A 13927-nucleotide genomic window follows, 5' to 3' on the forward strand; every position below is an offset into this window, starting at 1 on the left:
ATTTATCCTTCTATCCTTCCGTCAAATGCCGGGTGTTGGGGAGGCGGTGGCGCTCCTGCAGCACCTCGATAACTTCGGCCATGGAAACGCCCGAGGCCACGAGCAGCACAAGCAGGTGGTAAAGCAAATCGGCAACTTCGCCCGGCAGGGTTTCGCGGTGGCCGGCTACGGCATCAATAACCGTTTCAACGGCCTCCTCTCCTACTTTTTGGGCAATTTTAGGCAGGCCTTTCTTGAACAACGAAACAGTGTAGGACGTGGGGGCACGCTCCGGAAATTGCTGCCGCTCCACAATCAACCGTTCCAACGCGCCCAGAAAGCCGATTGGCGCGGCTGGTGCCTGTAGTTGTTCCGGCTGCACAAAGCAGCTCACCGTACCACGATGGCACGTCGGACCGGCCGGCAGGGCCCGAATAAGGACAGTGTCCGCATCGCAGTCGATGTGCGTGCTGACTACCGTGAGATAATTACCGCTGGATTCGCCTTTGGTCCAAAGCCGGTTTTTCGACCTGGAGAAAAACGTTACGCGTCCCTCATGCTGCGTTTTGGCCCAGGCTTCGGCATTGAAATACCCAAGCATCAGCACCTGCCCGGTGTCAGCATCCTGAATAATGGCCGGGGCCAAACCGGTAGATGCATCAAAATGAAGACTAGTGGGCGAAGTGGAAGCAGCAGACATATTAAAGACTAAGATACAATTTACACAAATGTTACAGGCGCACAGCAATACCAGCCGTGTGCAGGTATTGCTTCAGCGCCGGCAAAGCGGTTTCGTTGAAGTGGAAAATGCTGGCCGCCAATGCCGCATCCGCCCCTCCAGCTTCGAAAACAGCGGTGAAGTCAGAAGGCTGGCCAGCGCCACCGGAGGCAATTACGGGAACCGATACAGCGTCGCTCACGGCCCGGGTCAGTTCCAGCGCGAAGCCGGCCTTTGTGCCGTCGTGGCTCATTGACGTCAGCAGAAGCTCGCCAGCTCCCAAATCGGCGGCCATTCGGCACCAGTCTACGGCCTGGCGGCCGGTTGGCGTGGTTCCAGCGCGGGTCATCACCTGCCACTCTTCGTCCACCAACCGGGCATCGACTGCCACTACTACGCACTGGGAACCGAAACGCCGGGCTAAATCCGATATGAAAGCGGGACGAGCCAGGGCGGCGGAGTTGATGGAAACCTTATCGGCCCCGCTCAGCAGCAGGGCTTCCACGTCGGCCACGGTGCTGATGCCGCCGCCCACGGTGAAAGGAATATCCAGCACGCGGGCAATGTCGCGCACCAGTTCCGTGAGCGGCTGCCGCCGCTGGTTGGTGGCCGTGATGTCGAGAAACACCAGTTCATCGGCCCCTTCGAAGGCATAGCGGGCGGCCAGGGCCACGGGGTCGCCGGCATCGCGCAGGCCTTCAAACTGAATGCCTTTCACGGTCCGCCCGTCGCGGACGTCAAGGCAGGGAATAAGTCTTTTCTTAACCACAGGGAGGGATATTTACTAAATGCCAGGCATCAAAATCTACTACAGGAACCGCTGCAAATCGGCCAACGCGATGGTGCCTTCGTAGAGCGCCTTGCCGATAATAGCTCCGTGCATACCAGCCTCCGCGAGCAGTTCCAGGTCGCTAATGGTGGTTACGCCGCCGCTGGCAATAAAGCGGGCCGTGGGAAACTGCTCCACCAGCAAACGGTAGGTGGGCAGCGATGGCCCCTGGAGCAGGCCGTCCTTGCTCACGTCGGTGCAGATAAACGTGGTGCCACCGGCCGCCAGGTAGTCGGCCACGAAGCCGGTTAGCGTCAGGTCGCTCTGGTCGACCCAGGCATTGATAACGATGTGGGCACCTTTGTAGTCGGCCCCGAGAAAGATGGTATCAGCCCCGTACTGCGCCAGCCAGGCCTGCACGGTGGCGGGCTCGCGCACGGCTAGGCTACCAGCGGTAGCGTGGGCAGCCCCGGCACCCAGTACCTGCGCCAGAGCCGCTGCCGTTTGAATCCCGCCGCCGGCATCAATATCCAGGCTGGTTTGGCTGGCGATGGCTTCGAGCACAGCCAGGTTGACCGGCTGGCCAGCGCGAGCACCGTCGAGGTCGACCAGGTGCAGGCGGCGCAGGCCCGCATCGGCAAAGCGCCGGGCCACGGCTACCGGGTCGGCGTCATAGGTCGTTTGCCGGGCAAAATCGCCGGCACTTAGCCGGACGCACTGGCCGTTGATGAGGTCGATAGCAGGGATAATCTCCACTGGGTAGGTACTTATTTGAGGATGAACGAATGCTAGAGCGCCAGGAAATTGGCCAGGATGCGCGTGCCCACGCCGCCGCTTTTCTCGGTGTGAAACTGCACGCCGTAGAAGTTGCGGTGTTGCACCGCCGCACTAAATGGGGCGGGATGCTCAGCCTGGGCAATGGTATATGCGCCTACGGGGGCATAATAGCTGTGCACGAAGTACACGTGGTCGGCCTCTGTGAGGCCGGCCAGCAACGGCCCGCGCAAGGCCTGCAGGTTGTTCCAACCCATGTGGGGAACTTTATGGTCCGCATCAGGCACGAACCGCTGCACCTGGAAGGGCAGCAGCCCGAGCATGGGCGTATCGTTCTCATCGCTGTGCGTGCCCAGCAGCTGCATGCCCAGACAGATGCCCAGGAATGGCTGGGTAAGGGTGGGCAGTACCAGGTCCAAACCCGACTCGCGCAGGGCCTGCATTGCCGACGAGGCTTCCCCTTCGCCCGGAAAAAGCACCTTATCGGCGCGCCGTAATACTTCGGGGTCGGCGGTAAGAATGGGTTGGGCCCCCAGCCGCTCCAATGCAAAGAGCACCGATTGCACGTTGCCACCCTTGTAGTCTACTACTGCGATTTCCATAATCAAATCCTTATTAATCCAAATGAATAACAAGTTTTATTATTCATTTGGATATACAATAAATTGGCTGGCTGCCCTTCTACAATATGCCTTTGGTGCTGGGAATAGCCGTTGAAGCATCGCGCACCAGAGCCATTTTAATGGCCTTGGCTACGGCTTTGAAAATGGCTTCAATCTTATGGTGCTCATTATCGCCCTGGCAGGAGATGTTGAGAGTCGCCCGGGAGTTGTCCGTAAAAGACTTGAAGAAGTGGAAGAACAGCTCGGTGGGCAAGTCCCCTACCCGCTCGCGCTTAAATTCAGCGTCCCACACCAGCCAGGGCCGCCCGGCAAAGTCGATGGCCGCTTGGGCCAGGGCTTCGTCCATGGGCAGCAGGAAGCCGTAGCGGGCCAGGCCGCGCTTGTCGCCCAGGGCCTGAGAGAAGGCGGTGCCGAGGGCCAGAGCCGTATCCTCAACGGTGTGATGTTCATCAATGTGCAAATCGCCTTTTACACTTATGTGTAAGTCGACGCCGCTGTGCCGCCCAAGCTGCTCCAACATATGGTCGAAGAAACCAAGGCCGGTGTGGATATCCGTCTGGCCGGTGCCGTCCAGGTTCAGGCGGATGGCAATCTGGGTTTCGTTGGTGTTGCGCTCGATGACGGCGATGCGGGCGGGGTAGCGCAGGAAATGGTAAATGGCATCCCAGCTCGTGGTGGTGAGGGCAGCGCGGGCGTCGGGCTCCTCTCCTATCAGAATGGCCTGGCTGCCGAGGTTCTCGGCCAGCTGGACATCGGTCAACCGGTCGCCGATGACGTAGGAGTTGGGCAGGTCATAGCCGTTGGCGGGGTCGAGGTACTGGCCGAGCAGGCCCGTGCCGGGCTTGCGGGTGGGCAGGCCTTCGTGCGGAAAGCTGCGGTCGACGTGCTCGGCGGCGAAATGAACACCTTCGGTGGCCAGAATATCGCGCATGAGCTGATGAGCTGGCCAGAAGGTATCCTCAGGGAAGCTGGCGGTGCCCAGCCCGTCCTGGTTAGTTACCAGCACCAGCTCGTACTCGGGCAAATCGCGGGCGATGCGGGCCAGCGCACTGATGGCTCCGGGCAGAAACTGAAACTTATCGGGCGTGAGGCCGTCGATTTGCTGGCTGGGCTGGGGCTCGACGAGGATAGTGCCGTCGCGGTCGATAAAAAGCGCCTTTTTCAACTCAATGGGATTAACGAGGTACGAGAAAAACGGGGGTCAGCCCGGTACTTATTAGATGCTGGACGCGGACGCAGCAATCGAAACCCGCGTTTCGGCCCCGATTTCTGTGAGCGCCTGCACGAGTTGGCTGTTTTCGGCCGTAGTGCCCACCGTGAGACGAAGGCAGCCGGCACAGCCAGGCTGCGTGGTACGGTTGCGCACCACGATGCCGCGGCTCTGGAGCTGGTCGTACACGGCAGTGGCATCGACGGTGAAGCGCACCAGCAGGAAGTTGGCATCGGAAGGAAAAATATGCTCCGCGATGGCTACCTCGGCCAGTTGCGCAACCAGCCAACTCCGGCCGGCCAGCAGCTCATCCCGCATTTCGGGCAGGCGCGGCGCGGCGGCCAGGGCCGCCAGCGCGTGCTGCTGGGTAGCGGCCGAGATGTTGTACGGCGGCTTGATTTTATCAAGAAAAGCAATAAGCTCCGCCGAGGCATACGCCACCCCCAGCCGCAAACCGGCCAGCCCCCAGGCTTTAGAGAAGGTCTGCATCACGACCAGGCGCGGGAACTCGGCCAAGCGGGTAATCCAGCTGGGCGCATCGGCAAAGTCCGCGTAGGCTTCATCGACAATGACCAGACCCCGGAAGCTGCGCAGAATAGTTTCCACGGCTTCCTGCGCGAGCAGATTGCCGGTGGGGTTATTCGGCGAGCACAGGAAAACCAGCTTGGCGTTGGAAGCCGCGAGTTTTTCGGCGGCATCGGCGGGCAGCTGGAAATCGGCGGTCAGCGGCAGGCGCTCCACGCGCACGTCGTTGAGGTTGGCGGCCACCTCGTACATGCCGTAAGTGGGCGGGCAGATGACGATGGCGTCCTGGCCCGGCGTGCAGGTGAGGCGCACGAGCAGGTCGATGGCTTCGTCGGAGCCGTTGCCGAGAAAAATCTGGTTCGGCATCACCCCTTTCAGGCGGGCCAAATCGGCCTTTATGGCGCGCTGGTGCGGGTCGGGGTAGCGGCTAAAATCGTCCGGCCCCACGGAGCCCAGGCTGTTCTCATTGGCATCGAGCATGACCGGGGCCATGCCTTCAAACTCATCGCGGGCCGAGGAATACGGCTGCATCCGCTCCACGCTGGGGCGAATGAGGCCGGCGTAGGGCTTTGTGGCAGCAGCACCGGCCGGGCTGGCATTGGCATCCAGCGAAGCCAGCCGCAGTGTTACGGCACGGGCGTGCGCAGCCAGGCCTTCAGCTTCGGCCATGATTTCCACTACCGAGCCCAGGGCCTGCAGGCCCTGGGCTGAGAGGCGCTGGAAGGTAATTTTCTTTACGAACGAATCAAGCGACACGCCACTGTACTGGCGGGCGTAGCCGCTGGTAGGCAGCGTGTGGTTGGTACCAGAAGCGTAGTCACCCACGGCTTCGGGCGTGAGGTGCCCCAGGAAAACGGAGCCCGCGTTGGTCACCTGGGCGGCCAGCGCGTCAGCGTTGTCGGTGGCCAGAATGAGGTGTTCCGGTGCGTACTGGTTGGAAAATTCCAGCATACTGGTGGCATCGGCCAGCAAAATAGCGCGGCTGCTTGCCAGCGCCTGGGCGGCTACGTCGCGCCGGGGCAGCAGAGCCAACTGGCGAACTACTTCGGCCTGCACCTGCTCCAGCACTGCGCTGGAATCACTCAGCACCACTACCTGCGAATCGGGGCCGTGTTCGGCCTGCGACAGCAAGTCGGCGGCCACGAAAGCCGGGTTGGCGCTGGCATCGGCAATGACCAACACCTCCGACGGGCCGGCGGGCATGTCGATGGCCACGCCGAATTCGGCGGCGGCCAGCTGCTTGGCGGCGGTCACGTAGCGGTTGCCAGGACCGAAAATCTTATCGACGGCCGGCACGCTGGCCGTACCCAGCGCCAGCGCGGCCACGGCTTGCGCCCCACCGGCTTTCACCACTTTATCAATGCCCAGCAACTGCGCCACGAATAGAATAACCGGGCTCACCGAGCCATCGGCCTGCGGCGGGGTGCACACCACTACCTCGGGGCAGCCGGCCAGCCGGGCCGGTACCCCCAGCATCAACAGCGTGCTGAAGAGCGGGGCCGAGCCGCCCGGCACGTACAGGCCCACGCGCTGCACCGGCACGGCCCGACGAGAACACATCACCCCCGGCATGGTTTCAACACGCAATTCGGGTTCGCGCTGGGCCGTGTGAAAGGCTTCGATGTTGGTTTTGGCCTGGCGGATGGCGGCTTGTAATTCGGCCGGAACCTGCGCGGCAGCGGCAGCGAATTCAGCATCGGAAACCAGCAGGCTGGTCAGCGTGGCTTTGTCGAGCTCGGCAGCTAAGGTCAGCAGCGCGGCATCGCCGCCGGCGCGAACCTGCTCAAAAATGGCCCGGACGCGGGCGGCAACCTGGGGCGCTTCGGCGGCGGCAGGACGTTGCTGGAGCGCGGCCCACAGGCTGGAGTCGGGATAGGAATAGAGCTGCATGGCGTAATGGGCTAGGCAATCATCTTCTCGATGGGTAGGACGAGGATGCCCTCGGCACCTACGGCTTTGAGCTGGCTGGTGATGTGCCAGAACTCATCCTCCTGCACCACCGACTGCACCGACACCCACCCGGCCTCAGCCAGCGGCGTGATGGTGGGCGACTTGATGCCGGGCAGCAACCGGCGCACTTCCTCCAGGGCCGACACGGGGGCATTCAGCACAATGTATTTGCTGCGTTTGGCGCGGCGCACGGCCTGCATCCGGAACAGGAGCTGCTCCAGCAGGTCGGTTTGCTCGGCCGTGAGGTTGGGCTGGGCGATGAGCACGGCCTCGGAGCGGAAGACGGTTTCGACTTCGCGCAGGCCGTTGCCGAGCAGAGTTGAACCGCTGCTCACGATGTCGCAGATGGCCTCGGCCAGCCCGATGCTGGGCGCAATTTCGACCGAGCCGCTGATGGTGTGCAGGTTGGCCTGCACGCCGTGCTCGGCCAGGTAGCGGCCGAGGATATTGGGGTACGAGGTGGCGATGTTCTTGCCCTGCAGCACCTCAATGGACGGGTAAGCATCGGCGCGGGGCACGGCCAGGCTCAAGCGGCACTTGCTGAAGCCGAGGGTTTCGACTTCCAGATTGGGGTAGCCGGCTTCCACCAGCACGTTCTGGCCCACAATGCCGAGGTCGGCCACGCCGTCCTTCACGTAGCCGGGAATGTCATCATCGCGCAGAAACAGGATTTCAAGCGGGAAATTGGTGGCTTCGGTCTTGAGCTTGTAGGAAGTGCTCAGGAAATTGATGCCGCACTCGCGGATGAGGGCAAGGGAGTCCTCGCTCAGACGGCCGGACTTTTGAATAGCTAAACGGAGCATGAAATGGGGTAACTGGCGGGTGCGGCCCAACGAGGGCACAGACATTGGATATCGCCCCAACGCAACCAGGGTGGCGCAAGGCTGAACTTCCCGCAAAATGAAACAGTGAAGCCCGGGGCACACACCCCGAACGCGGCGGTGGAGACTCGGGCAACCGGTGCTAAGCTAGCACCCGGCACATAGCCCGGCCTCCCACAGATGGTGGTGATGATGCACGCCCGCAACTGCCCGACCGCCCGTGAGCGGGGCAGCGGCAACAGCACAAAGAAGGGCGGAGAAGGTGGTCATCGGGCACAAAGGTAAAACGGAAATAGTATCGGTTGGCACAAACCGGCCTTATTTTGTTTCTGCTGCCACTACCCCGAAGCCAGGCGAAAGGTTTGGAATGGGTCGAAAGATATTTTTCAGCCCGCCGGCACACTTACCGCAAAATCCGCAACGAATGGCTCCAATCCTTGCTTTTATTGATGCTATTCAGCCGGTTAGTCCTGCATTGGCGCAAGCCCTGGCGGCTGTAGTCAGGCGGGAAATACTGCCGGCCCGTCACCTGTTGCTGCGGCCCGGCGAAGTAGCCCGGCGCGTGTACTTTTTAGAAACCGGACTGGTGCGGGGCTACACGCTGCTGCACGGACGAGAGGTTTCGTCGTGGTTTATGCAGGCCGGTGACTTCGTGATTTCTATTCTGAGCTTCTTCGCGCAGCAGCCCTCGGCCGAATACCTCGAACTACTGGAGCCCGCCGTGGTGCACTCCGTTAGCTACAATGAGCTGCAGCAGCTGTACCACGATTTCCCCGAGTTTAACTACGTGGGCCGGCGGCTGATTGAGAAATATTACGTGCTCAGCGAGCAACGGGCCCAGAACCTGCGTTCGCGCACGGCGGCCGAACGCTACGAACTACTCCTGCACGACTTCCCCACGGTGTTTCAGCGGGTGGCGCTGCAGCACATCGCCTCGCACCTAGGCATGGCCTCGGAAACGCTGAGCCGGCTGCGCAACAAAACAACCTGATGCGCACCGCAGAGCGAAAATGACAATTGTCATGAACGCAACCGGTCCTGGCCGGGACTTTTGAGGCATTCATTCACCTCAATGGAACTCATCATGCCAAAACGCTCAGCAGGTTGCTTGTTTGCACTGGTTCCGGTAGGGCTGCTGCTGGTGCTCGGCTATTTATACCTTGATGTCAGCGTGCGGGACAGCTATTCGGGCCAGTGGACGAGTGCGTCGACGGCCGATGCCCGGGCCCAAGGGGTGCTGCTTCAGGAGTATGTGGTGAGCCCCCATGTCCTCGTTTTCGAAAACTATCGGGCTGAATTCACCGATTGCTGGGTGGAAGAGCGTACCCGCACCTCGCACGATTTTATTTTCTTTCGGCGCGTAGCGAAGCTAGGCGAGCCCCGCCTGGTGCTCAATTACCAGGGGCAGCGCCTAGCCCCGGACCCCGACTCGGCGGGCGAGGCCATGCTGGTGCCGGGCACCGAGGGTACGGGCAGGGACCTAGCCGAAAATCGATACGCGGCGGACCCCAACCGCTTAGCCTACCACCAATACGTTCAGTATCCGTCCATCCGGGGAATGCTCTCCGACAGCGTCGGCAACGACACCTTGTATTTCAGCGTCATCCGAAAATGGGGCGACCAGCGGAAATTTCAAATCAAGGCCTACCCCCGAAAATAAGCCAGCCCGAAGTTCAAAACCGTGCAATCAGCCGCAGGTTCACGATGCGCTGCGAGAGGTAGCTGGGCACCGAGTACGTCACGCCGTTCACATCCTGCAAATAGCTGTAGCCGGCCACGTTGTTGGCGGCAAAGACATTGAGAATTTCCAGGCCCAGCCAGAGGCTCTCGAAGCTGTAGAAATGGTCTTTGGGGGCGTTGTTATTTTTGAGGCCCACCACTTTGGAGAAGCCCAAATCGACACGGTTGTAGCTGCGGGTGAGGTCGGCGGTGCCGCGCAGGTCGGGCAGGTTGGGTGGGCTGAATGGGAGGCCCGTACCGAACACAAAGTTGACGTAGCCACGCACCGAAGGGTTGTCCGGCAGGTGGTCCTGGAAGAAGATGCCCACGTTCAGGCGCTGGTCCTGCGGACGGCGAATGTAGCCTTTGGGCTCACGGCCGGTCACTTTGCCGCTGGCATCCACCACGTTCAGCGAGTCGCCATCCACGTTTTCGCGGGTGGTGAGCACGCCGAGGCTGAACCAGGATTCGGCCCCCTTCACAAACTCGCCGCTGATGCGGGTATCGAAGCCGGCGGCGTAGGCGCGGGCGTTGTTCTTTGCGAAGTAGCGCAGGCGCACGTTATCCACGTCGTAGGGCACCACGTCGGTGAGGTACTTGTAGTAGGCTTCGGCCGAAAACTTGAACGGCCGGCCATACTGCCGGAAGTTGATTTCCTTGCCCACGATGAAGTGGTAGGATTTCTGGGCGCGCAGCTCCACGTTTAGGTTGGCAGTTTGGACGAGGGGCTGGCTGGGGTCGGTGCGGTCGCCCGCCTGGTTGCGCAGCTCGCGGTAAAACGGCGGCTGATAGTACACGCCCACGGCCGCCTTAAACGAGCGGTTGGGGTGTGAGCGGCTGATTTGCGAAAACTGCACCCGGGGGCTGATAACCAGCTGGCCGTTAGTAGTCCAGTAGTGGGCCCGGGCCCCGTAGGTGAGGGCGGTTAGCGAATCGAGGTTCCAGGTGTCCTGCACAAAGCCCTGGGTGCGGGTGCTTTGCAGGCTCAGGTCCGACAGCAGGCGGGTACGGCGGGCATCGGGCACAAAATCGGCGGAGTCGGCAAAGCTGTACTCGTCGAGCTTATCGGTGATTTTTTCGCGGCCGATTTTAGCGCCCCAGCGCACGGTGTGGTTGGTGGCGGGCGTCCAGCGGCCCCGGGTTTCGGCCGTGAAAATCTGCGCCGTGAGGTTGTTGCGCGAGTGCTTGAACTGCGAGCCGATGTCGCGCTGACGCACGGCCTGATTGAAATCGGGCGAGGTCGGGTCGCGATTGATTTCGGCGAAGGTGTAAGCCGCTTCCACGTCGCGGTACTCAAACTCGCGCGAAATCAGGGCCGAGCCCAGCAGCTCCATCTGCAGCTTCGACGAAAAGTCGTGCTTCAGGTTCAGGCCCGTTTGATAGGTGTCGAACTGCATCCGCTCGCGACCATCGTAGGCGATGAACACGCGGGTGAACTGGTTGGTACCGGTCGAGAACGTGGCCTGGCCGGTTTCGGGCGAGAAGCGGTAGTCGTTGTGCGCCACCACACCCAGCAGGCCCAGCGTGGTGCGCTGCATGTCCTCTTTCTTGCCCAGGCCGATGTTCACGAACGCCTGCGCGTCGTAAAACGTCGGATTATAGCCACCCTGCGCCTGCTTTAGCGAGCTGAGCACGTACTGCGCGTTCTTGTAGCGCACGCCGGCCAGGTAGCTCACGCGGCCATTGGCGGAGCGGGCTTCGGCGTGGGCCGCGCCGCCCACCAGGCTGGCCGTGAGCGAAGCCGCGAATTTCTCGGGCGTCTTGTAATCCACGCTCAGCACCGAGGCCAGCTTGTCGCCGTATTTCGGCTGCCAGCCACCGCTGCTGAACTCCACCTGCTTAACCAAATCGGGGTTGATGAAGCTCAGGCCCTCCTGCTGGGCCGAGGTAACGAGAAACGGCCGGTAAATCTCGAAGCCGTTGACGTACACCAGGTTCTCATCGTAATTACCACCGCGCACGTTGTAGGTGCTGCTCAACTCGTTGTTTGACACCACGCCGGGCAGGGTCTTGAGAATGGCGTTGAAATCACCAAACGGCGACGGAAGTTCCTTGGCCGAGCGCGGGTCGATGCGCGTAATGCTTACCTGCTCGCGGGTATCGGCCTGGTCGGAGCGGCCGGTCACGCGCACGTTGTTCAGGGCCTTGGTGTCGAGGCGCATGGTCAGTCGCAGCGGTTTGCCGGCATCGGCGGGAAGCCGCAGGGCTTGGCGCAACGTAATGAAACCCAAGCGACGCACTACCAGCACCACATTCTGGCCCTCGGCCGGCACCCGCACGGGCAGGGCAAACGTGCCGTCGGCGTTGGTATTGGTGCCGCCGGGCTGGCCCTCCACTCCCACTGCGGCCAGTTCCAGCGGCTGCCCGCTGGCGTCGCGGAGCAGGCCGGTCAGGGTAACGACCGCGACGGGTGTCGTTTGCTCCGGAGTGGTAGCCTGCGCCGAAACCGTAGTTACCTGCAATGGCCCCAGGGCCAGCAAGCCCAGCAACACTAGGCGGCACTCAACATTCCTAATAACTGGCACTGACGACAACGGCGGCGTAAAGGGTTGTTTCACGGGGCTGAGAACGAGCAGACGGCCCAACTATTGCCGACGGCCGGCGGCCATGGCATCCATTTCCAGGCCGGCCAGGTGGTCGCGCAGGCGGGCCAGCGTGGCCACCGGCCCCTCGGGCGCGCTGAACACGAAGTTGCCCGCCACCAGCACGTCGGCCCCGGCTTCCACGAGCGGGCCGGCGTTGTCCATGTTCACGCCGCCGTCCACTTCAATCAGCGCGTCCGAACCGGTATTCAGCAGCAGCTCCTTTAGCATGGCCACTTTTTTCAGCGTATTCGGAATAAAGGCCTGCCCGCCGAAGCCCGGGTTTACGGACATCACCAGTACCACGTCGAGGTCGGCGGCAATGTCTTCGAGCAGCGCCACCGGCGTGGCCGGGTTCAATGCCACCCCTGCCCGGCAGCCGAGCTGCTTGATTTGCTGTACCACGCGGTGCAGGTGCGGACAGGCTTCGTAATGCACCGTAATGCTGCTGGCCCCCGCGTCGCGGAAAGCGGCCAGGTAATGCTGCGGCTCCTCAATCATGAGGTGCACGTCGATGGGCTGCTTGGCGTAGCGGGCCACGGCTTGCAGCACGGGCAGGCCGAAAGAAATGTTGGGCACAAACCGGCCGTCCATCACATCGAAGTGCAGCCAGTCGGCGGCACTGGTGGCAAGGCGCTCGGTTTCGGCCTGCAGATTGGCCAGGTCGGCGGCCAGAAATGAGGGGGCTAGCAAAGGCGTGCGGCGGGTTCCATTCATGGCAGCGAAGATACGGCGGCCGCGCACTCCTCAAATACGGCCGGGCTCCCGCTTCGGCGCTACTTTTGTGGCGGGCCCATCGGGCCTGCGTCCGTTGCCCGCGCCGTGCTTGCCGGGCGGCTTCTTTTCATCTCCTCGCCTCCACTGTGCCCCACCTCGTTCCTCTTCTTATTCGCGGCATTAATAACCTTTCTGATGCCCGCTACTGCGCCGGCATGGGTGCCGATAAACTAACCTTTATTCTCGACCCCAGCCTGCCCGGATACCTCGATACCAAGGCCGTAAAAGAGTTGGCCGGCTGGATTGCCGGAGTTGAACTGATAGGTGAATTCGACCAACTTAGCGCCCATGAGATTAACGCTATAGCTGGCGAATGCGGCCTGGATGCCGTCCTGCTCCGCACCCCCCGCACCAGCGAGGAGCTAGCCGAAATAGCCCCGCCGGTGTACCTGGAGCTACCAGCGGATTTCGCCGCCCTGAGCCAGTCGCTACCCGCTTCGCCCATTGGTTTCGTACTGGAATTGCCGACGTCCGAAACGCCCGAAACCCGTGCGGCCCTACAACAAATCAGCGCCCAAAAGCCCCTGTGGCTCGGCCCCGGCCTGCACCCCGACCGCGCCCGCGCCCTGGCTACTACGCTGCCATTGGCCGGCCTGGTTTTCCCTTCCGGCGACGAAGTGAAGCCGGGACTGCGCGATTTCGACCAATTAGAAGCCGTATTTGAGGCCTTGGAAATCGACTAAACACGCCTGCCTGATAAGCACGACGCCCACGCAGGACCATGTAATAATGGCCACCTGCGTGGGCGTTTCGTTTGGCCCGAAGCCAGACAGCATTGGCTTACGTCAGCCGAAACTGCACGTACTTAATGGGCACACCAATGGCACGGTACTTCCCCTCAAAATTGGTCTGAATGGCCTGGGCTTCGGTGAACTCCGGGTCGGTTTCCGAATATAAATCCCGGGTGAAGCGCTCCACGGTAGCGCCGGAACGAGCCGCCAGCGTTTCCAAGGTGAATTCGAAAAGGCCCTCATTATCAGTCTTCAAGTGCAGCAGCCCGCCCGGAGTTAACAATTGTTCGTACAGCCCGAGGAAACGAGGTGAGGTCAGCCGGCGCTTGATGTCGCGGTCACGGGGCCGGGGGTCGGGAAAGGTTATCCAGATTTCATCCAGCTCGCCGGGGCCAAACTGGGCGGCCAGCGCCTCGGCCCGCATCCGCACGAAGCCCACGTTGGTCAGCCCCATTTCGGCGGCGCGGGTGCTGCCCCGCCAGATGCGCTCCCCTTTGATATCGAGCCCAAGGAAATTGCGGCCGGGGTGGCGCTGGGCAAGGCCTACGGTGTATTCGCCTTTGCCACAGCCCACTTCCAGCGTTAGCGGGTGGGGCGCGGCGAAGAAATCGGTGCGCCAGCGGCCACCCAGCTGTTCGTATTCGGGTTTGCCCGGTTCAATGATGTCGGGACGGGAGGCGTTATCGGTAAAACGCTGAAGCTTAACTCGGGGCAAATCAGTAGGTCTTTGTTGATGTACAAAGGTAAAG

The 13927-nt window shown here is 61.7% G+C and carries 13 protein-coding genes; 3 read left to right on the plus strand and 10 right to left on the minus strand.

Translation table 11 applies throughout. The features are described 5' to 3' along the window. Nucleotides 1-10 precede the first annotated feature (10 nt). The 7 genes from hisIE to hisG form a co-directional block, all read right to left on the minus strand. Nucleotides 11-679, minus strand: a complete 669-nt coding sequence (hisIE, locus tag HBN54_RS09275; RefSeq protein WP_168672909.1) for a bifunctional phosphoribosyl-AMP cyclohydrolase/phosphoribosyl-ATP diphosphatase HisIE — start codon at nt 677-679, stop codon at nt 11-13. A 31-nt stretch (nt 680-710) separates the two neighbouring features. Continuing rightward, nucleotides 711-1466: an imidazole glycerol phosphate synthase subunit HisF gene (hisF, locus tag HBN54_RS09280; protein WP_168672910.1), complete on the minus strand. Its 756-nt coding sequence runs from the start codon at nt 1464-1466 to the stop codon at nt 711-713. A gap of 39 nt (nt 1467-1505) precedes the next feature. After that, nucleotides 1506-2222: a 1-(5-phosphoribosyl)-5-[(5-phosphoribosylamino)methylideneamino]imidazole-4-carboxamide isomerase gene (locus HBN54_RS09285; RefSeq protein ID WP_168672911.1), complete on the minus strand. Its 717-nt coding sequence runs from the start codon at nt 2220-2222 to the stop codon at nt 1506-1508. Nucleotides 2223-2254: 32 nt separating this feature from the next. Beyond that, the gene (gene hisH, locus HBN54_RS09290; protein ID WP_168672912.1) at nt 2255-2842 is read right to left on the minus strand and encodes an imidazole glycerol phosphate synthase subunit HisH; all 588 of its coding nucleotides are present in this window, start codon (nt 2840-2842) and stop codon (nt 2255-2257) included. Between the two features lie 79 nt (nt 2843-2921). Then, nucleotides 2922-4028 carry a bifunctional histidinol-phosphatase/imidazoleglycerol-phosphate dehydratase HisB gene (gene hisB, locus HBN54_RS09295; RefSeq protein ID WP_168672913.1) on the minus strand — a complete coding sequence of 369 codons (1107 nt, stop codon included), beginning with the start codon at nt 4026-4028 and terminating at the stop codon, nt 2922-2924. 51 nt (nt 4029-4079) lie between these two features. Continuing rightward, the gene (hisD, locus tag HBN54_RS23965; protein ID WP_317170198.1) at nt 4080-6488 is read right to left on the minus strand and encodes a histidinol dehydrogenase; all 2409 of its coding nucleotides are present in this window, start codon (nt 6486-6488) and stop codon (nt 4080-4082) included. 11 nt (nt 6489-6499) lie between these two features. Beyond that, nucleotides 6500-7351: an ATP phosphoribosyltransferase gene (gene hisG / locus HBN54_RS09305; protein ID WP_168672914.1), complete on the minus strand. Its 852-nt coding sequence runs from the start codon at nt 7349-7351 to the stop codon at nt 6500-6502. A gap of 442 nt (nt 7352-7793) precedes the next feature. On the opposite strand from hisG, the gene HBN54_RS09310 reads away from it, so the two are divergent. Beyond that, a complete protein-coding gene (locus HBN54_RS09310) occupies nt 7794-8360 on the plus strand; it encodes a Crp/Fnr family transcriptional regulator (RefSeq protein ID WP_168672915.1) in 567 nt (188 codons plus the stop codon). A 93-nt stretch (nt 8361-8453) separates the two neighbouring features. Beyond that, on the plus strand, nt 8454-9029 hold the full coding sequence (locus HBN54_RS09315) for a hypothetical protein (protein ID WP_168672916.1): 576 nt from the start codon (nt 8454-8456) through the stop codon (nt 9027-9029). A 13-nt stretch (nt 9030-9042) separates the two neighbouring features. Here HBN54_RS09315 and HBN54_RS09320 read toward each other — a convergent pair whose 3' ends face one another. Together HBN54_RS09320 and rpe are read right to left on the minus strand one after the other, a co-directional pair. Then, nucleotides 9043-11646: a TonB-dependent receptor gene (locus HBN54_RS09320; RefSeq protein WP_168672917.1), complete on the minus strand. Its 2604-nt coding sequence runs from the start codon at nt 11644-11646 to the stop codon at nt 9043-9045. Between the two features lie 27 nt (nt 11647-11673). Further along, nucleotides 11674-12387, minus strand: a complete 714-nt coding sequence (gene rpe / locus HBN54_RS09325; RefSeq protein ID WP_168672918.1) for a ribulose-phosphate 3-epimerase — start codon at nt 12385-12387, stop codon at nt 11674-11676. 146 nt (nt 12388-12533) lie between these two features. Between rpe and HBN54_RS09330 the strand changes: the two genes are divergently transcribed. Then, the gene (locus tag HBN54_RS09330; protein ID WP_168672919.1) at nt 12534-13130 is read left to right on the plus strand and encodes a beta/alpha barrel domain-containing protein; all 597 of its coding nucleotides are present in this window, start codon (nt 12534-12536) and stop codon (nt 13128-13130) included. A gap of 97 nt (nt 13131-13227) precedes the next feature. On the opposite strand, the gene trmB is transcribed toward HBN54_RS09330, so the two are convergent. Next, complete coding sequence (gene trmB, locus HBN54_RS09335) at nt 13228-13893, minus strand: tRNA (guanosine(46)-N7)-methyltransferase TrmB (protein ID WP_168672920.1); 666 nt, start codon at nt 13891-13893, stop codon at nt 13228-13230. Between the last annotated feature and the right edge of the window lie 34 nt (nt 13894-13927).

Source organism: Hymenobacter artigasi, assembly GCF_012275535.1.
Classification (GTDB): domain Bacteria; phylum Bacteroidota; class Bacteroidia; order Cytophagales; family Hymenobacteraceae; genus Hymenobacter; species Hymenobacter artigasi.